We start from the raw sequence: 18,745 nt of genomic DNA, 5'->3' as shown, positions 1-18,745 counted from the left end.
GAAAAATCACGCGTCGCGCCCCTTCAAATACCGGCCGGTGCCGTCGATGATGCCGTCGATCAGGTCGACGCAATGGGAGCAGAAATCCGGGGACATGTAAAAGAGCCAAGGCTTGCCATCCCGATCCGCGCTCGTGAACCAGGCTTCCGGCCACTTCTCTGACGCGATGCGGCTTGAAAACTTGCCGATCGTCTCAGTTGGCCATTCGAAACCGTTGTGCAGCATGTTGTTGCGATAGGCGAAAAGGGCGGACAGCGTTTTCCGATAATCGTTGGGAAGATAGGGCTTCAGCCCGCAGCTTTCCGCCAGCTGGTCGATACCCGCAACAAGATCGTCCCTTGGCCCCTCGCTGCGGAATACGATTTGAGGGTTCCAAAACTGGTCGTCGGCGCGCTGCCGTCGCTTGTCGCCTGCATCCGAGCCTTGCCGCTTCCTCAGCCCCTCGAAGATGGCGACAAACAGAGACTCGATGAAGGGCGCCAACATGCCGACCGCGGACATGCTGTGCGCGGAATCCATGAAGACCGCCCGCCAGAACCACTCCTCATGGAGGTTGCCCAGCGTCTCGTTGTAAGGATCGGCCGCGATCTGTTGCTTGAGTTCATCGAACTTGATCTGGGTTGCCGCCGCGGCTTGCTGGTTCCTGTGCAGCAGATCTTTGATCGCGGCCAGTTGTTCTCCTGGCAGCGAGTGACGCAGAAGCCATTGCGTGTGGGCGCTCGGCGGCAGCCGTTCCACCCACCGCCGAATCCCTTCGGCCGGGTCTTCGTCAGGTGGAGGATCGAAGCCACCCTGCGTCACACCGCGATCTCCCCGTTCATCAGGCGCGGCAGGAGGAGGTCGCGGGCTTGGGCGAGCTTCTGATTGTAGGACCCAAGTAGTTGGATCTGCTCGAGCATCGGCTGGACAGAGAGGTTGAACTCGCGCCTTAGTTTTTCGCTCGGAACGATAACCTTTCGGCTGTAGGCAAAATCCCGGTTCAGGCCGGGGACTCCGGAGTCAGTGTTCTGAAAGCCGATGTTTGGCAGAGTCAGATAGAGCCAGTAATCCGACTGCTCCTTCGAGATGAAGTAAGCCGTGTCGATCGGCCAGAAGTTTTCGGGGCACCAATACACACTGCCGACGTTCCCTTTGCGGCCAACCACTATCGCGGGGGCCTCAACCAAGGCCTTATCATGGGTTCCGACCTGACCACTCGACCCATAAACGGGGAAAGGCCCATCAACTCGGTTCTCAGCCTTCAAAGCCTTTCCATAGTTGAGTTGGGCCACCCTGCCAAAGTCGCGCCGCTCCCATCCTTCGGGGAGGCCGTCGGTGAGGGGGACGTGTTCGTGGCCGGGGAAGCGGAAGTGGACGAACCACTCGCGGTAGAGCAGCCGCGCCGCCTCCTCCAACAGCGCAATCCGCCGCCGGTTGTTCTCGATCAGGTCGTCATAAGCGGAGAGGATGGAGACGATAGCTTGCTGTTCGCCTCGAGGCGGGCAGGGAAACCTTATTTCTTCGATCCTGTATAGGGCGAGTTTCGGCTGCGAGGTGCCGCCCGTCTGATTGGCCATCGCAGCCTGCCCGGTCGCACCGCGCAGAAAATACATCAAGTAGCGTGCATCTACGTCATTCGAGATGTCCGTGAGCTTCGCGGCGTTCTCCGTCAGATTTGCTCCTGAAAGATCCTTGGGGACCATTCCAACTCGACCGATTGTTCCTGCAATGCTGATGTAAACTTCCGAAGAATTGATCGTGTATCGGCGGATTTGGTGATGAACGTTCTCGTCGATGTATCTGATTGCTGAACGGTCGATCCCGCTCTCCCCGAAGTCGACGACGCGCAAATAGGGATGGGGAGTTGGTGCATCTTGGACCGATGCACCCTTCGGCAGTCGCTTTCCGCCTTTGGCCCTCGCAATGTCGCCGATGCGGACTTCAGAGAATGATCTCACGCCCCCAACTCCTGGAAGTTCCGGGCGATCCGCGCCGCCAGTTCCGCGGCCTCCTCGTTCAACCCCTTCAGGTCGATGTGGATCGACCGCAGCGCCTCCTCGAAGTCGAAATCCTCATCCACCTCCTCGGGTGCCACGCCGACATAGCGGCCGGGCGTCAGGCTGTGGTCATGGGCCGCGATTTCGGCCCGGCTCACCCGCTTCACCAGCCCCTCGACATCCCTTAGCACGGCATCGGGAAACCGCTCCTGCAGCCAGTCTGCCTGTTTCACGAAATACCGCGCCGTCCGCAGCGCCTCGACCGCCGCGGCCCGTGCGCCCTCCAGCGCCTTGCGGGCGCGCGTGGCCTCGGCATTGGGCCAAAGCGCGTGGTCGCGGGCATCCAGCTCCTTGATGGCCGTGTCCACCACCCGCCCGGCCAGCTTAGCGGCGAGGTCGATCTGCTTGGTCATATCGCGGCAGCGGTCGGCCATGGGGTGCAGCCCGGTGCGGGCCCCGTGCAGCCCGGCATTGTCGCGCGCGGCACCCGCCCAGTCCGCCGCCCTCGCGGTTACCTCGGTGTCGAACCCCGCAAGATCCGCCGCCAGCGTTCTCCGCGCGCCGGTCAGTTCGCCCCAGGTTTCCGCCAGCGGATCCGGATCGCGCTTTTCGGTGACGAAGGGATGCACCAGCTCGATGAGCTTGCCGAGCGCCTTGTCATAGTCTGCCAGCGGCTCCGCCGTCGCCTGGCCCTCTGCAATGGCCTGCGCAAGGTAGCTTTCGACGAGTTTCAGGAACCGGTCAGCCTCGCCGCGATAGAGCCAGACGATAGCGGCAATGTTCTTCTGCTGCTCGGGTGCGAAATCGTAGATGGCGCGCGACACCTTACGGTAGTTGTTGCGCGCATCGAGCATCAGGACGTGATCGGCGCGCTCGGGGTCACGTTCCTTCGCCCGGTCGAAGAACCACAGCTGGCAGGGCACCGTGCGCGTGTAGAAGAAGTTGCCGCGGATATCGATCATCACGTCGACGGCGCCAGTCTCGATTAGCTTCTGGCGAACGACCGCCTCGTCCCGCCCTGCGCTGGATGCCTGGCTGGACATGACGACCCCGGCGCGGCCGTTCTCGTTCAGATAGCTGTAGAAGTAGGACATCCACAAATAGTTGGCGTTCGAGACCTTCTTGGCCTTGTTCACGCCCGGCAGGCCGAAGGGCAGCCGCTTGTCACCCTTGACCTTGTCGGCGTCGACCTCGTCCACGTTGAAGGGCGGATTGGCCATGACGAAGTCGCACTTGCCGACCAGCTCATGCGGGTCCTTGTAGTAGGTGATCGCATCATTCCCGGCCCGGATCGTGCCCTGCAGGCCGTGAACGGCGAGGTTGATCTGGGCGAGCTTCGCGGTCGTCTCGTTCTTCTCATGGCCGTAGAAGGTGACGCGCTTCATCGTGTCCTGGCCGGCGTCCTCGATGAAGTGGCTGGACTGCACGAACATGCCGCCGGAGCCGCAGGCCGGATCGAAGACGATGCCGTGGTCTGGCTCGATCACGTTGACGATGGTCTGGACGATGGAGGGCGGCGTGAAGAATTCGCCGTTGTCATGGGCGCCCTGCTTGGAGAACTCAGCGAGGAAGTATTCGTAGATGCGGCCGAAGACGTCGCCGGAAGCATTGCGCAGGGCCTCGGTGTCGAACTTGCGCATCATGCTTTCCAGCAGGTCGTCGTCGAAGCGCTCGTAGTCCTTGGGCAACTGGCCAGCGAGGGGCGGGAAATGCTTCTCGACCTCCTCCATGGCGGCGGTGAGCGCGGCACCAAGCTGACCGCCCTTGGGCATGTCGAGGATCACGTCGTATCGGGCCGCTTCGGGCAGCAACATTGCGCGACGACGGCGAAAGTCGGCGTCGACCAGCGGACGATCGGGCATCTTTCCGGCGGCCTTGTCGGCCTCGATGGCGGAGAGAGCAGCATAGTAGCGGTTCGTGGCCTGCCGCAGGAAAAGGAGCCCCATGATGGGCATGAAGTACTCGTTCGACGCGAGGCCTGAATTGGCCCGTAGGTCGTCGGCCATCTTCCAGAGGTCCGCGCCGAACTGTTCGATCCCGGTCAGGTGGTCTGCAATCATTCGCTCGTTTTCTTTCCTGCGTTTTGTTCACCCGGACTGATGCCAGGCTTGTCCAGCGCCCTCAGCCGCTCGTATTCCTCGACTGCCAGCACGACGACAACGGGGCGTCCATGCTTCGCCACCGCGACAGGCTCGGCTCGGGCGAGATCAATCAGCCGCCCGAAGCCGTACTTCGCGTCTTTCGCGGTCAGGATCTGCATCTGACTCTCCGCTGTTGCACGGCTTACTTTGGCCAAATTGGCTAAAAAGCACAAGCCATCCATCGAGCCGGGCGTGGTCACCAAGTGCTTGCGGAATTCAAAGTCGCAGCAATGCGCGCTGACTGCTCCAATCGATGGGAAACTGGACTCGCAGAGCTTTCAAAATGAGCCCGCAAGGTTGTCGCCCCTCGAGAGCGTTCATGTGGTATTCATGGGCGATTTCAGGACCAGCGCTCAGAACAACGCGGGCTGGCCTGTATCGTCAACCCGCAGAACACCGAGTAGCTGCCATGTTTGGGGACGCTTGGCCATGTTGCCGACGCAGAACAGCATGCCACGCTTCGGATACTCATCGTTGAATTTCGCACTCATCCAGTCAAGAGCGGCTTTTTCCGATTCTGCCCTGCGGCGCTGCTGATAAAACATTGCGTGCGCCTCCCAATCGCCGTTCGCGTAGTCATGCGGTCCAGCAGCATCCTCGAACTTGAAGCGGAACTCGTAGGGGCTGGGTTCGAGCGCCTTCAACTTTTTGTCGAAGAACGACTCCTGGTTTGCCGCCTCCGCGAACGTTCGCCGCTCCTGCTCAATATCTTCAAGCTTCTTCTTCTTGATATAGAATTGAGTGTTGCGCGGCCTGATCAGTGCCAGCGACATTCCGGCATCTGCAGCTTCTTTCACAGAGGTGGAAACAAGGCGGTTCAAAAATGGCGCTCGATCCTTCTCAGGCATTTGGCCATCCTTTCGGATCGAGTTCTCCCAGACATGGCAGCTCTCAGCGCGCTTGTCGCTGGTCGGGCGCCGGTACTTGAACTCAACCCAATCCCAACGGCCGAACGAGGAGTCGTCTGATAGGTGGCGAAAGCGGACCGGAAACAGGCGTTTGAACAGGCCGTCGGCGGTCACCCCGGCACAGCAGACTGTTTCCCCATGGGTGGCACTACGCTGCGGTAAGGCCTTCACCAGAATGGAAACGCGGCAGCTTTGCGGCGTTACGGACATATCGCTCCGGATCATCGGCGAACAGATTAAATACCTTGAAGCCCGTCTCTTCGATCACTTCATGCGCAACAATTGTCCTGTGGCATGTTTCCGGGTCGCGCTCGAAACAGAGCAGGCAAGTCGGCGCATCCTGAACGAAATCGATCAAATCCCGCAGCGATTCTTGCGCTTGGGTCGTTTCGATATGCGCGCCGTAAATTGAACGAAACAGGTCAAAGTCTCCGGCCCGGGCTGCCTCGCGGCCGGGCTTGGGATCGCCAAGGGCGATGAAATGCGAATACTCAATACCCTCGTTAGCAAGACGCGCGGCCAGCTTGGTTTTCGAGAAGCCGGCCTTGCGCGAGGCAGCGACCGCGCGAACATCGGCCAATCTTTCGACGCCAGCCGCTTTCAGTGTCCGGACGAACCGATCAATGTCGGTTCCCTCATAGCCAACTGTGAATACTACGCTCATGCCTGCCCCTTTTACTTGACAGTAACATGCCTTGTTTCCGACGTGAATCCCCTGATTTGCCGCAGATTTTGAGGAGTCGCGGGTGCGCCAAGCGCACGCTTCTGCTCTGTCCAGTCTTCCGGCAGAGGTTGCCGCAGGACTTCCAGCGTCAGGTGACGCGGCTGACGCCCGTCGAGGATCGACTCAACCAGTTCCGGGGACAGGTGCGACAGGCGCATCGTCCTCGTGAGGTATGGTGCGGCGATCCCCTCGCGTTCAGCCCATTCCGCTGGTGGTTACACAGTTACAAACCATTGGTTAAGATGTTGAAATATATAGAGGCACCCGGAATTCAATCCTCCCCAGCAGCACCAGTTAAATCTTGTAAATACCGCGATCATGCCACTTGCCCGCAGGGGCAGTGAATGGTTACGGCAATGAACGCCAAAACTGGCGTCCCGAAAGCGGATGTTTCCCCCGGCTCTGAAAACCATGTGAGTCCCAACATCCGCCACGTTCGGGGCTGGCACCCGGAGCATGGGTTTTTCCAAAATGCCAGCGTCCATCGGACCCGATAAAAAGATGAAATCTCCGACCGAAATGTCGGCGGCAAAAACGCCCTCAAAAACAACTGTATGTTCCGCGATCGTAATCGTCGCGCCTGTGTCCGCGTCGCTGGTGTCAAGACTGGCGAATGCGGTCAACGGATCAAGTTCGTCAGGATCGACGCCGATATGAAACTGCAACCTGCTTGATGGCGGAGTAAAGAAAGCACTGGTTTTAAATGCGATTGGATTGAAATCCGCAATCGTGTCGATTCCGCCCGCAGTGAAGGTATTGACGACAAACACATCAGAAGACTGGCCACCGGTGAGCGTGTCATTGCCCGCGCCAAAAAAACAGGATGTTATCCCCGGAACCGCCGCCAACGCTGTCGTTGCCACGTCCGGCATAGACAAGATCAGCGTCAAAACCGGCACCGATCACGTCGTTGCCGTTGCCGCCCAAGAGAATATCCCGGCCTGCGCCGCCAGACATACGATCTGCGCCTTCGCCGCCTGAGACGAAATCATTGCCCTGCCCGGTGCGGATACCGTCATCCCCATCGCCGTCAAGTCACGACAACGCATCATCCCCCAAACCGCCTGTCAGCGTCTCGGCATCATCGCTGCCGATCAAATTGACGGCTGCGACCGATTGGACAAGCAGGTGTCCATCCGCATCGTAAAGCCCCAGAAAAGGATCGACCAATGTTCCTTGCCCCGAGGGCGCGCCTTTGAGATCAAACCCGTAGGCGGTGCCTTCTTGCAGGCTAATGGCGAACCAATCGCGGTCGTCTTGGTTGTCAATGGTGCCGGTTACGCTTCCCCCGGTTCACTACGCCCGGTGGTGCTGATATCGCTCGCAAAACTATCCATCACAATGCCTCTCTGACCCTTAAATACCCTAGTTTACCCAACGCAGGCGACAAAGGTTAGGAACATCCAAGCGCTATACGCCCTGTGGTATCGCAAACGCCGCGCCGCCGCGTGACAGATCAAATTTTTTCCGCAGTATGGATTGATCTACATCATGGGCGAGTCGGTCGTCCTGTTTTTTCATTTTGACGAGGTTGAGAGGTTTGACGGTCCGGACGGAGGAGGCTGGAGGCCATGTGGTACGAATTGCGGGATCGTTCCCTGCCAAGTTCCGAAGGTCATGCTGTCTTGCCGCGCCCGCCCGGAACGGTGCGGGAATGGCGGCTGGCCGATATGTGCACGGGGTGCGGCGATTGCGTTGCGGTGTGCCCAAAGGCGATTGTCGCCCTTGATAAAGAGGTTTTGCCAGTTGTGACCGCGATTGACGCTTGCGGCCGATGTGGCCTCTGCGCCGATGTCTGCACCCGTGGTGCCATCGAATTGACAAAGGAAACGCGGCTTGGGCTGGAACGCATTCTGAAGGGCGACGGCCTAGGGCAGCGCGCTGGCTGACGTTTGACGCGTTTGTGGGCGGCACGATATGTCGCATTCAAGAGTCATCTTTCATCCCCATCTGACACTTAGCCATGAATGGAGTGAAAGATGAGACCCGAAAGGCAATTTGAGACCGACGAGACCGCAACACTGGAGGTTCACCATAGTCCGCGCGATATCCATGATCGGATCGCGCTGCGGATTGTGAAAATCATGCGGGTTTTTGCCGACGCCTTTTTCTCAAAGCGCTACGGGCATCGTGCTGTGGTGCTTGAAACTGTGGCTGCCGTGCCGGGGATGGTGGGGGGGCTCTTGCAGCATCTCAAATCATTACGGCACATCCGCGAAGATCAGGGTTGGATCCGCGAATTGCTAGATGAGGCCGAGAATGAGCGCATGCATTTGATGACCTTTGTCCAAATCGCGCAGCCGTCACGCGGCGAGCGGTGGTTGATCATGATAGCGCAGGCGATTTTCTATAACGTGTTCTTCTTCACCTACCTCCTTGCTCCGCGCACGGCGCATCGGATCGTGGGCTATCTCGAGGAAGAGGCGGTGGTCAGCTATACGCAATATCTGGCAGAGATTGATGCCGGACGGCAGGATAATGTGCCGGCACCGCAAATCGCGATCGACTACTGGAAGCTGTCCCAAGATGCGCGCTTGCGCGACGTCGTCATCGCTGTGCGTGCTGATGAGGCGCATCACCGTGACACCAACCACGGCTTTGCCAATCAGATCATGGAAGGGCGGCACCCGTAACGGAGCCTTAGCCCCAACTTACATCCCCCAGAAAAATATAGCCCGCGCCATAGATCGTTTTGATCAGGCGCGGGTTCTTGGGGTCTTCGCGCAGTTTGGTGCGCAGGCGCGAGATGCGCACATCCATGGCGCGGTCAAAGCTTTCGCCTGCCGCGCCGCCAAGCGTCTCTTGCATCGTTTGGCGGGAGATCAAGCGCTTGGGACGTTCCAGAAAGAGGCGCAGCACCTCTCCTTCGGCATGGGAAAAGGGCGTTTCCGTTCCCGTATCATCTTCAAGCATGTAGCGGTCAAAATGTGCGACCCAGCCGTTGAACCGCGCCACCTCGCCGGTTTGTGTACTGGGTATGCCCCGGCGCAGTCGGGCGCGGACGCGTGCCACTACTTCGGCGGGATCGAACGGTTTGATGATATAGTCATCCGCGCCCAGTTCCAGCCCTGTCACCCTGTCCTGCACCTGCGCGCGGCCCGAGATGATGATCACCGTTGCCCCCTGCTCCAATGCCAACCGATGCACAAGGCTCAGCCCGTCACGATCTGGCAGCGACAGATCGACAAGGCAGACATCGGGCGTGGTGCTGCGCAAGGCGGCCTCGAACTCTGTGGCGCGGCCAAAGGCCATGGTGCGAAATCCCGCCTCGGAAAGCGCCTGCGCCAGCATTGAACGGATCGCCGGTTCATCATCAAGAATGGCCACAAGCGGCGCTGTCATGGCTGCGCTCCGGTGTTGAGGGCCGCGTCAAGCTGTGCGGCGGAAAAGGGTTTGCGCAGCACCGGGGCAAGGTCTGCCGCTTGCCGGTGTAGCGGATCGTCTGGGGGCAACGAGGTCATCAGCACGAGCGCGCAATCACCGCGTCGGGGCAGTCGCGCCAGATCAATTCCGGTGCGGTTGCCCTCAAGCACGATATCCGACAGAACGGCCGAGATTTCCGGCAGATTGGCGATCAGCGCTGCGGCCTCGTCCACGCTGGCGGCCTCAATCACGCTATGGCCTGCGCCCCGCAACATATCGCGCAGGGTAGAGCGCAGATCGGGGCTGTCTTCGACCAAAAGAACAAGGCCCGGAGGACGCGCCGCCGCCGCGCGGCGCAGGGGCAAGCGCAGCGCCACGCGCCCGCCTGTGTCGGTATTGCCCATTAGGATACGCCCGCCCGCCAGCTTGGTCATGTCATAGACCATGGGCAGGCCAAGTCCCGATCCCTCGCCACCCTTCGTGGTGAAAAACGGATCAAGCGCATGTTTGAGCGCCTCGGGGCTGAACCCCGGCCCGGTGTCGTCCACGGCAAGCTCGAGCCACGTATCCTGCACCGGCTGGGCTGTAAGGGTGATTGCGCCACTTCCTGCGCAGGCATCGCGGGCGTTCAGCACCAGGTTGAGCAGCGAGTCCTGCAACATGCCGGGATCCAGCAGATAGCGATCCGCAAGGCCGACGCAGATGATCTCAAAAGCGATACCCGTGGGCAGGGCCGAGCGCGCCAGTGTCTCTAGATCGTCGAGAAAGGCGGCAAGATCGGTGGGCACGGGTTCATGCTCGCGCGGGCCGGTCATGTCGGCGATACGATTGAGCAGCCCGCCACCTCGCCGCGCCGCCGCGAGGGTGGCGTTGATCAATTCCTGCGCCTCGGGTTTCAGGCCCATGCGGCCAAGGCGCGACTGCATCCCAAGGATGATCGTCAAGAGGTTTGAGAAATCATGCGCAAGGCCCGAAGTGAGTTGTGCCGCCATTTCCCGACGCCGCGTCTGTTGCAGGGCGGCGCGTGTCTGGCTTTCTTCGGTGATGTCCATCGACAGGATGTAAACCCCGCCACTGGTGTGATCCGGGGTCAGCGCCACCCGGATACGCCGTGAACTGGGCTCATGGGTGAATTCGAACACCGAAGCCTGTCCGGCATAGGCCTTGTCCAGTTCTGGACCTATAATCGACCACGGCTGTGGCCCGAGAACCTGCGCCGCGTGCACCCCGATCAGATCGGCGCGTGATCCGGGCATGACCGAGGTCAGCCGCCGGTTGGAATAGGTATAGCAACGGTCTGGACCGACATGCGCGATATGGGCGGGCATCATCTCGGCGGTCATTCTGGTGCGGGCCTCGGCCTCGGAAATCTGGCGCTTGGCCTCTTCGAGGGCCGTGATTGTGGCCTCTAACTGTCGGTTGGTGGCAGACAGCTCTTCTGAATAACCGACCAATTGATCGGACAACTCTTCTGAACGGGCGCGCAACAACGCCTCTTGTCGTTTGGCACGGGTGATGTCGGTATAGACCGTGACCCATCCCCCCTGCGGCAGCGGCGTGCCCTCGACGCTGATGGTGCGGCCATTGGCGCGCGTGCGCTCCATGTAATGCGGCTCGAACGCGCGGGCGATATCGACGCGGGTCGTTACGAACCCTTCCACATCGCCCACGTCGCCATAATCGCCGCGCGTTGCCAGATAGCGGATCGTATCCGCGAAATCGGCGCCCGGTGTCACCAGCACATCAGGCAGGGCAAACATTTCTTGAAACCGTCGGTTGCAGACCGCAAGGCGCAAATCCCGGTCATAGATCGTCAGCGCCTGCTGAATGAGGTTCAGGCCGGCCATCGTCATGGCGTCATGATCGGCGCGGCTTGTACCCATTACAGTCTCCTCCCGCATCTTGGCTAACACCGGAAAACCGGTCCGCAAAGGCCAATCTTGGGCCTGTTACAATTCGTAAGGATTGCGAAATGTTCAGGAAAAAGTTGACGGCGAGTGTGATTCTCGCACCCTCTGGGGGAAGAAGAATCGCCCCTAGGCGGTCGGATGTTCGCGCAGGCGAGCAAAGGGAGGATATAACTTGGCACAGCCGTCACAAGCGACGGACGGGATGGATTCCGTTCCGGCGCTCTTGCAACGTAACGCCACGCGATTTGCCGATAGACCGGCCTATCGCGAAAAGGAATATGGGATCTGGCAGTGCTGGACATGGGCCGAGGCCGAGAAGGAGATCGAGGCGCTTGCGCTCGGGCTCATCAATCTTGGTGTGAATGAGGGCGATTTCGTCGCCGTCATCGGCCGCAACCGTCCGCATTTCTACTGGTCCATGGTCGCCGCGCAATCTGTCGGTGCAATCCCCGTTCCGCTCTACCAAGATGCTGCCGCCCCCGAGATGGCCTATGTGATGGAGCATTGTGGGGCACGCTTTGCCATCGTTCAGGATCAAGAACAGGTCGACAAGCTGATCGAGGTGCAGGAGGGGCTGCACCAACTGGAGCATATGATCTATGTCGATCCGCGCGGCTTGCGCAAATATGATCACCACAAGTTGCACCGCTTCATCGACATTCAGGAGCAGGGCCGCGCCGCCTATTACGAATGGATCGAAGATCTCAAGACGCGACGCGCGAAACTGACCTATGACAGCGTTTGCGTCATGCTTTACACCTCGGGCACCACGGGCAAGCCCAAGGGCGTGGTGCTGAGCAATCGCAACATCATCGAGGCGTCCAAATCGTCTTCCGAGTTTGACCATCTGACCAAGGACGAAGAGGTGCTGGCCTATCTGCCGATGGCTTGGGTGGGCGATTTCATTTTCTCCATCGGGCAGGCCTATTGGTGCGGGTTTTGTGTCAACTGTCCTGAGAGCCCAGAGACCATGCAGACCGACCTGCGTGAAATTGGGCCCACCTATTTCTTTGCGCCGCCCCGCGTGTTCGAGACGCAGTTGACCAATGTGATGATCCGGATGGAGGATGCGGGCCGCGTCAAGAAATGGCTCTTTGACCATTTCATGTCCCATGCCCGCCGCGTCGGCCCTGCGATCCTCGATGGTAAGCCGGTCAGCGGTCTGGACCGCCTCAAATACCGGCTTGGGAACCTCTTTATCTATGGCCCACTCAAGGACACGCTTGGCCTTGGCCGCGTGCGCGTGGGCTATACTGCAGGTGAGGCGATTGGGCCGGAGATTTTCGATTTCTATCGCTCGCTTGGCATCAACCTCAAACAACTCTACGGGCAAACCGAGGCTTCGGTGTTTATCACCCTGCAACCCGATGGCGAAGTGCGCTCTGACACGGTTGGCGTCCCCGCGCCCGGCGTGGAAATCCGTATCAGCGACACCGGCGAGGTGTTCTATCGTTCAGCGGGCACGTTTGAATATTACTACAAGAATCCTGAAAGCACGGCCTCAACCAAAGACCCCGAAGGTTGGGTCGCCACCGGTGATGCGGGCTTTTTCGAGGAAGGCAGTGGGCATCTTCGCATCATCGACCGCGCCAAGGATGTGGGCAAGATGGCTGATGGCCGGATGTTCGCTCCCAAATATGTGGAAAACAAGCTCAAGTTCTATCCCAATATTCTCGAGGCGGTCGTCTTTGGCAACGGGCGTAACGCCTGCACCGCCTTTATCAACATCGACCTGACAGCGGTGGGTAACTGGGCGGAGCGGAACAATATCGGCTATGCCTCGTATCAGGAACTTGCCGGGCATCCGAAGGTGCTTGAAACGATCAAGGGCCACGTCGAAGAGGTCAATCGCAGCCTCGCGGATGATCCGATGCTGTCGCATTGCCAGGTGCATCGCTTCCTCGTGCTGCACAAAGAACTGGATGCCGACGATGGCGAGATGACGCGCACTCGCAAGGTGCGGCGTGGTGTGATCTCTGAGAAATTCGATGACCTGCTGACCGCGCTCTATGACGGGTCGCCTGAAATCTACACCACCACTGAAGTGACCTATGAGGATGGCCGCAAGGGGGCGATCAGCGCGACGCTCAAGATCGTCGATGCCAAGGTGGCCTCGGTGGCGACGATGCAAAGGGTGGCGGCAGAATGAGCGGGCCGGTGCAACAAGGGGGCTGTCATGCTTGACGCAAGCGAAGGCTACACCACCGAGGACGGTCGCAAAATCGGCGGCGTGGTGATGGAGATGAAGAACATCACCCTGCGGTTCGGCGGTGTGGTTGCGATCAAGGACATCAGCTTTGACATCCGTCAGGGCGAAATCCGCGCCATCATCGGGCCGAACGGGGCTGGTAAATCCTCGATGCTGAACGTGATAAGCGGCTTTTACCACCCGCAAGAAGGCGAGGTCTGGTATCAGGGCGCGCGGCGACCGCCGATGAAGCCCTATCAGGTGGCACAGCAAGGCATTGCGCGCACATTCCAGAATATCGCGCTCTTTGAAGGCATGACCGTGCTCGACAACGTGATGACGGGCCGCATTCGAGAGATGAAAGCGGGGCTTTTTGCGCAAGCGATCTGGAAGGGCCGGGCCGAGCGGGAAGAGGTTGCCAACCGTGAAGTCGTTGAAAAGGTTATCGACTTTCTTGAAATCCAACATATCCGCAAGACCCCGGTGGGCCGTTTGCCCTATGGTCTGAAAAAGCGGGTGGAACTGGCGCGCGCGCTTGCGGCAGAACCGTCAATCCTTCTGCTAGATGAGCCAATGGCGGGCATGAACGTCGAAGAGAAAGAGGATATGAGCCGCTTCATCCTCGATGTGAACGACGAATTCGGCACCACGATTGCCCTCATTGAGCATGACATGGGCGTGGTCATGGACCTGAGCGACCGGGTGGTCGTGATGGATTATGGCAAGAAAATCGGCGACGGCACCCCCGACGAAGTGCGCAGCAATCAAGACGTGATCGACGCCTATCTGGGGGTGGCGCATGACTGATTTTTTCACGTCGGTAGAACGTCGGTATCCCGTCGGAAAACCGGTATCACCGCAGAGCAACGCCAAAAACGGAGGCTGGAGCCATGCCTGATCAGTTGATTTTCGGGATGGAGGTCGTTTTGAACGGCCTCATGGCCGGGGTGCTTTATGCGCTCGTCGCGCTTGGTTTTGTGCTCATCTACAAGGCCTCGGGCATTTTCAACTATGCCCAAGGGGTGATGGCGCTCTTTGCGGCGATGACGCTGGTGGGGATGATGGAAGGGCGTGTGCCCTTCAGCCATCTTATCAACGCGATTTTCGGCACGGAGATCCACCACTTCGGCTGGCACCTGCCGGGGCTGGCGGCGATCCTCTTGACCATGGTCGTGATGGTGGCGCTCGCTTGGATCGTGAACCAATTGATTTTCCGGCATCTGGTGAACCAAGAACCGATCATTCTCTTTATGGCGACGATTGGTCTGGCCTATTTCCTTGAAGGGTTCGGGGATATGATGTGGGGCAGCGACATCAAGAAGCTGGATGTGGGTCTTCCGCAAGGTATCAACCTGATGATCGACGAAACCACGTTCAACATTTTCGGTTACGGGTTCTTCATCGACAATCTCGATCTTGTGGCAACAGGTGTTGCGGCCCTTTTGGTGATCGCGCTGGTTATCTTCGCGCAGTATTCCAAACAGGGGCGCGCCATGCGTGCGGTGGCGGATGACCATCAGGCGGCGCTGTCGGTTGGTATCTCTCTCAATTTCATCTGGGTCATGGTCTGGTCGCTGGCGGGCTTTGTGGCGCTTGTGGCGGGGATCATGTGGGGCACCAAATCGGGCGTGCAATTCTCGCTCTCGCTGATTGCCCTCAAGGCGCTGCCAGTGTTGATGCTGGGCGGCTTTACCTCGATCCCCGGCGCGATTGTGGGCGGTTTGATCATCGGCGTCGGCGAAAAGCTGTTCGAGTTCACCGTCGGTCCGCTGGTGGGCGGGGCCACTGAAAACTGGTTCGCCTATGTGCTGGCGCTTCTGTTCCTCGTGTTCCGGCCACAGGGCCTGTTCGGCGAAAAGATCATCGAGAGGGTGTGAGATGCAAAAGCTGATTGCCATCGTCAATGTGATCGCTTGGGCCGGGTTCTGGTCGTTTGGCTATCTGGCTCTCTCGGCGCAGGTAGAGAACACCGGGCAGATGGTCATAGCGGCGCTTTTGGCCGCCATGGGCGGGGGCGTGGGCATGCTCGCCTATCTCTGGCTGGTGCGCCACACCGAGGCGACGGGCTATGCCCGGCCAGCCAATCGCGCGATCAAGCGCGAGGATGATATTCATGGGGAGGTTCTCTAGATGTTTTACCGGGAAGCAGGGGATTTCAAGACCTCCTACGAGCAGGACAACCAGACCTTTCCGATCCGGTTCGATCGGTATCGTTATTACGCAGTGCTGGTCGCGGCCTTTGCCGTGGTGCCGTTTGTCATCAACGACTACTGGGTCAACGCGGTCTTTCTGCCGTTCCTCATTTATTCCATCGCGGCCATCGGTCTCAATATCCTTGTGGGATATTGCGGGCAGGTGTCGCTTGGGACGGGCGGTTTCATGGCGGTGGGGGCCTATGCCAGCTACAAGCTGATGACCGCATTTCCAGAGGTCAGCATCTTCTTTCACATCATCCTTGCGGGGGGCATCACCTCGATTGTCTGCGTGCTCTTTGGCCTGCCCTCGCTCCGGATCAAGGGGTTTTACCTCGCGGTGGCGACCTTGGCGGCGCAGTTCTTTTTGGTGTGGCTGTTCAACCGTGTCGGCTGGTTCTACAACTACTCGGCGTCTGGCCAGATTACTGCGCCTGAGCGGACGGTATTCGGGATTGCCGTCACCGGTGCCAATAATCCGCCTTGGTCGGCCTATCTCTTTTGCCTCGTCTTTACCGTGGCGGCCGCGATCATCGCCCGCAACCTGACGCGCGGCATGGCGGGGCGCAAATGGATGGCCATTCGCGATATGGATATTGCCGCCGAGATCATCGGGGTCAACCCGCTCAAGGCGAAGCTCACGGCCTTTGCGGTTTCGGGGTTCTTCGTGGGTATCTCTGGCGCGCTTTTCTTTGCTGTCTATCTGGGCGCGGTCGAGGTGGGCGAGGCGTTCGGCATCAACAAGTCGTTTCTCGTGCTCTTCATGGTGATTATCGGCGGGCTTGGGTCTATCTTTGGCAGTTTTGCCGGGGCGGCGTTTCTCGTGCTGCTGCCTGTGTTGCTCAAGAATACGCTGGTGGGCGGTTTGGGCTGGCCCACGGACCTTGCAGCGCATCTGGAGTTCATCATCGTGGGGGCGCTGATCATCATTTTCCTGATCGCCGAGCCACATGGTCTGGCGCAGCTCTGGCGCGTCGCCAAGGAAAAACTCAGACTTTGGCCCTTTCCACATTAGGGGTGGGCCATTGGTGGGCTGAAAACCCACCCTAGGAGGTTGGGCGCAAGACATCGCGTTCAAGACGAAACATCGGAAAAACCAAGGGAGGAATAAACCGATGAGACAGAGACTGATGACGGCCCTGACCGCCGCCATGCTGGTCGCAAGCCCGGCTCTCGCCGAGCTGACGATCATCGACACCAGCTATCGCACCGGGCCATATGGCGCGAATGGCATCCCGTTCTCGGACGGCTACCAAGATTACTTTACCCTGCTGAACGAGCGTGATGGTGGCATCGGCGGCGAAAAGATCAATCTGGTGGAATGCGAGACCGGCTATAACACCGAAAAGGGTGTGGAATGCTATGAAGCCACCAAATCCGCAGGCAATGGCGCGCTGATTTATCAGCCGCTCAGCACCGGCATCACCTATCAGCTGATCCCCAAGGTGACATCTGATGGCATCCCGATGCACACCATGGGCTATGGCCGGACCTCTGCCAAGAATGGCGAAGTGTTCAAATGGGTGTTCAACTATCCCGCAAACTACTGGGATGGTGCCAGCCACGCGATCACCCATATCCTTGACCAGAACGGTGGCGACATCAGCGGCAAGAAAGTCTCGCTTGTCTACCACAACTCTGCCTATGGCAAAGAGCCCATCCGCACCCTGGAAGAGCTGAGCAAGAAGCACGGGTTTGAACTGATCCTTCTGCCGGTCGATCATCCCGGCCAAGAACAGAAATCGCAGTGGCTGCAAATCCGCCGCGACCGTCCTGACTATGTGCTGATGTGGGGCTGGGGCGTGATGAATCAGGTCGCGATCCAAGAGGCGGTGAATATCCGTTTCCCGATGGAGAATTTTATCGGCATCTGGTGGTCTGGCTCTGAGAATGACGTGAAACCTGCCGGCGATGCGGCCAATGGCTATAAGGCGCTGACCTTCCACAACCTCGGCGATGACTATCCGCTCTATGACGATCTGCGCAAGCATGTCGTTGATGCTGGCAAGGCTGCAGGTGCGGGCGATCAGGTGGGCAGCGTGCTCTATAACCGGGGCATGTATGCCGCGATGCTGGCTGCAGAGGCGATCAAGACCGCGCAAGAGATGCATGGCGTGACCGCGATCAATGCGGCACAGATGCGGGATGGCATGGAGAACCTCGAGATGACCGAGGCCAAGATGACCGCGTTGGGCCTGCCCAACTTTGGCCCCGAGTTCAAGGTCAGCTGTCAGAACCACGGCGGGAACGGCTATGGTGCCGTGTCGCAATGGGATGCCGCAGCGGGTGATTTCAAGCTGATCACCGACTACTTCCAGTCGGATCAAGAGATCATCTCGGCGCTTGTGGCCGAGGATAGCGCGGCCTTCGCTGCCGAAAGCGGGATCACACCGGGCTGCTAAGCCTGTGACCCTGTCCCGGCCGCAGTATGTGCTGCGGCCGGGGCACCTTGGATTTATTGGCAATATCAGGACGGGCGTGCCCGCCTTTCCGGGACGGAGAATTGCGATGCTGGATGCCACTCCACGCGACGAGACCCTTCTTGAGGTCAACAACATCGAGGTGATCTACAATCACGTCATACTTGTTCTCAAGGGCGTCAGCCTGACTGTGCCCAAGGGCGGGATTACCGCGCTGTTGGGGGGGAATGGCGCGGGCAAGACAACAACGCTCAAGGCGATTTCAAACCTGCTCAAATCCGAACGTGGCGAAGTGACCAAGGGCACGATCACCTATCGCGGCGAGCGCGTTCAGGATCTGATGCCCTCGGATCTGGTTAAAAAGGGCGTGGTGCAGGTGATGGAGGGGCGGCACTGTTTTGAGCATCTGACGGTCGAAGAGAACCTTTTGACCGGCGCGTACACCCGCAGTTCCAGCCGGGGTGAAATTGATGCCGATCTCAACATGGTCTATGAGTATTTTCCGCGCCTCAAGGAGCGACGCAAGAGCCAAGCAGGCTATACATCGGGCGGTGAGCAGCAGATGTGCGCCATTGGCCGCGCCCTGATGAGCCGCCCCGAGACAATCCTTTTGGATGAGCCGTCGATGGGGCTGGCGCCGCAACTGGTCGAGCAGATTTTCGGCATCGTGAAATCGCTCAACGAAGAGCAGGGCTATACGTTTTTGCTTGCCGAGCAGAACACCAATGTCGCGCTCAGGTTCGCGCATTACGGCTATATCCTCGAGTCGGGGCGTGTGGTGATGGATGGTGACGCCCGCAGTCTGCGCGAGAACCCGGACGTCAAGGAATTCTACCTCGGGATGTCCGACGAGGGGCGCAAGAGCTTTCGCGATGTGCGCAGCTATCGGCGCCGCAAGCGTTGGCTGGCGTGACCTATTCTTC

General features: G+C 59.2%; 20 protein-coding genes. 9 read left to right on the top strand and 11 right to left on the bottom strand.

The window, feature by feature from the left end; all coding sequences use genetic code 11:
• Positions 1-6: 6 nt before the first annotated feature.
• From RAK1035_RS01895 to RAK1035_RS20610, 9 genes are all read right to left on the bottom strand, one after another.
• Positions 7-801, bottom strand: coding sequence for a hypothetical protein (locus RAK1035_RS01895; protein ID WP_008279196.1), 795 nt, complete (start codon positions 799-801; stop codon positions 7-9).
• Positions 798-1,937: a restriction endonuclease subunit S gene (locus tag RAK1035_RS01890; protein WP_112303053.1), complete on the bottom strand. Its 1,140-nt coding sequence runs from the start codon at positions 1,935-1,937 to the stop codon at positions 798-800. The genes RAK1035_RS01895 and RAK1035_RS01890 overlap by 4 nt, the downstream gene beginning before the upstream one ends.
• Entirely contained in the window at positions 1,934-4,036 is a 2,103-nt protein-coding gene (locus tag RAK1035_RS01885) for a class I SAM-dependent DNA methyltransferase (protein ID WP_008279193.1), read from the bottom strand. The genes RAK1035_RS01890 and RAK1035_RS01885 overlap by 4 nt, the downstream gene beginning before the upstream one ends.
• Positions 4,033-4,236: a type II toxin-antitoxin system Phd/YefM family antitoxin gene (locus RAK1035_RS01880; RefSeq protein WP_037296677.1), complete on the bottom strand. Its 204-nt coding sequence runs from the start codon at positions 4,234-4,236 to the stop codon at positions 4,033-4,035. Before RAK1035_RS01880 ends, RAK1035_RS01885 begins: the two co-directional genes overlap by 4 nt.
• 234 nt (positions 4,237-4,470) lie before the next feature.
• A complete protein-coding gene (locus RAK1035_RS01875; RefSeq protein WP_198133553.1) occupies positions 4,471-5,235 on the bottom strand; it encodes a hypothetical protein in 765 nt (254 codons plus the stop codon).
• Entirely contained in the window at positions 5,174-5,689 is a 516-nt protein-coding gene (locus tag RAK1035_RS01870; protein WP_008279190.1) for a DUF488 domain-containing protein, read from the bottom strand. Before RAK1035_RS01870 ends, RAK1035_RS01875 begins: the two co-directional genes overlap by 62 nt.
• A 275-nt stretch (positions 5,690-5,964) precedes the next feature.
• Positions 5,965-6,639 (bottom strand): hypothetical protein, encoded by a 675-nt coding sequence (locus RAK1035_RS01865; RefSeq protein ID WP_162655200.1) that lies wholly within the window; start codon positions 6,637-6,639, stop codon positions 5,965-5,967.
• Complete coding sequence (locus RAK1035_RS20680; RefSeq protein WP_085976964.1) at positions 6,548-6,760, bottom strand: calcium-binding protein; 213 nt, start codon at positions 6,758-6,760, stop codon at positions 6,548-6,550. Before RAK1035_RS20680 ends, RAK1035_RS01865 begins: the two co-directional genes overlap by 92 nt.
• Before the next feature lie 24 nt (positions 6,761-6,784).
• The gene (locus tag RAK1035_RS20610) at positions 6,785-6,919 is read right to left on the bottom strand and encodes a hypothetical protein (RefSeq protein WP_008279187.1); all 135 of its coding nucleotides are present in this window, start codon (positions 6,917-6,919) and stop codon (positions 6,785-6,787) included.
• Positions 6,920-7,320: 401 nt separating this feature from the next.
• On the opposite strand from RAK1035_RS20610, the gene RAK1035_RS01855 reads away from it, so the two are divergent.
• Positions 7,321-7,638 (top strand): 4Fe-4S dicluster domain-containing protein, encoded by a 318-nt coding sequence (locus tag RAK1035_RS01855; RefSeq protein ID WP_008279186.1) that lies wholly within the window; start codon positions 7,321-7,323, stop codon positions 7,636-7,638.
• A 90-nt stretch (positions 7,639-7,728) separates the two neighbouring features.
• Positions 7,729-8,382 carry an alternative oxidase gene (locus RAK1035_RS01850; RefSeq protein WP_008279185.1) on the top strand — a complete coding sequence of 218 codons (654 nt, stop codon included), beginning with the start codon at positions 7,729-7,731 and terminating at the stop codon, positions 8,380-8,382.
• Positions 8,383-8,389: 7 nt separating this feature from the next.
• Here RAK1035_RS01850 and RAK1035_RS01845 read toward each other — a convergent pair whose 3' ends face one another.
• Together RAK1035_RS01845 and RAK1035_RS01840 are read right to left on the bottom strand one after the other, a co-directional pair.
• Positions 8,390-9,091, bottom strand: a complete 702-nt coding sequence (locus RAK1035_RS01845; protein WP_008279184.1) for a response regulator transcription factor — start codon at positions 9,089-9,091, stop codon at positions 8,390-8,392.
• Entirely contained in the window at positions 9,088-10,995 is a 1,908-nt protein-coding gene (locus tag RAK1035_RS01840; protein WP_008279183.1) for a hybrid sensor histidine kinase/response regulator, read from the bottom strand. The genes RAK1035_RS01845 and RAK1035_RS01840 overlap by 4 nt, the downstream gene beginning before the upstream one ends.
• A 229-nt stretch (positions 10,996-11,224) precedes the next feature.
• On the opposite strand from RAK1035_RS01840, the gene RAK1035_RS01835 reads away from it, so the two are divergent.
• From RAK1035_RS01835 to RAK1035_RS01805, 7 genes are all read left to right on the top strand, one after another.
• Positions 11,225-13,171: an AMP-binding protein gene (locus RAK1035_RS01835; protein WP_008279182.1), complete on the top strand. Its 1,947-nt coding sequence runs from the start codon at positions 11,225-11,227 to the stop codon at positions 13,169-13,171.
• A gap of 27 nt (positions 13,172-13,198) precedes the next feature.
• The gene (locus tag RAK1035_RS01830) at positions 13,199-14,017 is read left to right on the top strand and encodes an ABC transporter ATP-binding protein (protein WP_008279181.1); all 819 of its coding nucleotides are present in this window, start codon (positions 13,199-13,201) and stop codon (positions 14,015-14,017) included.
• A gap of 83 nt (positions 14,018-14,100) precedes the next feature.
• Complete coding sequence (locus tag RAK1035_RS01825; RefSeq protein ID WP_037296674.1) at positions 14,101-15,087, top strand: branched-chain amino acid ABC transporter permease; 987 nt, start codon at positions 14,101-14,103, stop codon at positions 15,085-15,087.
• A gap of 1 nt (position 15,088) precedes the next feature.
• Entirely contained in the window at positions 15,089-15,340 is a 252-nt protein-coding gene (locus RAK1035_RS01820; protein WP_008279179.1) for a hypothetical protein, read from the top strand.
• On the top strand, positions 15,341-16,417 hold the full coding sequence (locus tag RAK1035_RS01815) for a branched-chain amino acid ABC transporter permease (RefSeq protein WP_008279178.1): 1,077 nt from the start codon (positions 15,341-15,343) through the stop codon (positions 16,415-16,417).
• Between the two features lie 100 nt (positions 16,418-16,517).
• A complete protein-coding gene (locus RAK1035_RS01810; protein ID WP_037296671.1) occupies positions 16,518-17,804 on the top strand; it encodes an ABC transporter substrate-binding protein in 1,287 nt (428 codons plus the stop codon).
• A 106-nt stretch (positions 17,805-17,910) separates the two neighbouring features.
• Positions 17,911-18,735, top strand: a complete 825-nt coding sequence (locus tag RAK1035_RS01805) for an ABC transporter ATP-binding protein (protein ID WP_008279176.1) — start codon at positions 17,911-17,913, stop codon at positions 18,733-18,735.
• Positions 18,736-18,745: the final 10 nt, after the last annotated feature.

Origin of the sequence: Roseovarius sp. AK1035 (assembly GCF_003288315.1) — a bacterium.
Taxonomy (GTDB): Bacteria; Pseudomonadota; Alphaproteobacteria; order Rhodobacterales; family Rhodobacteraceae; genus Roseovarius; species Roseovarius mucosus_A.
Note: the sequence above shows the minus strand (reverse complement) of the source record. Positions and strands in the feature narration are given on the sequence as shown.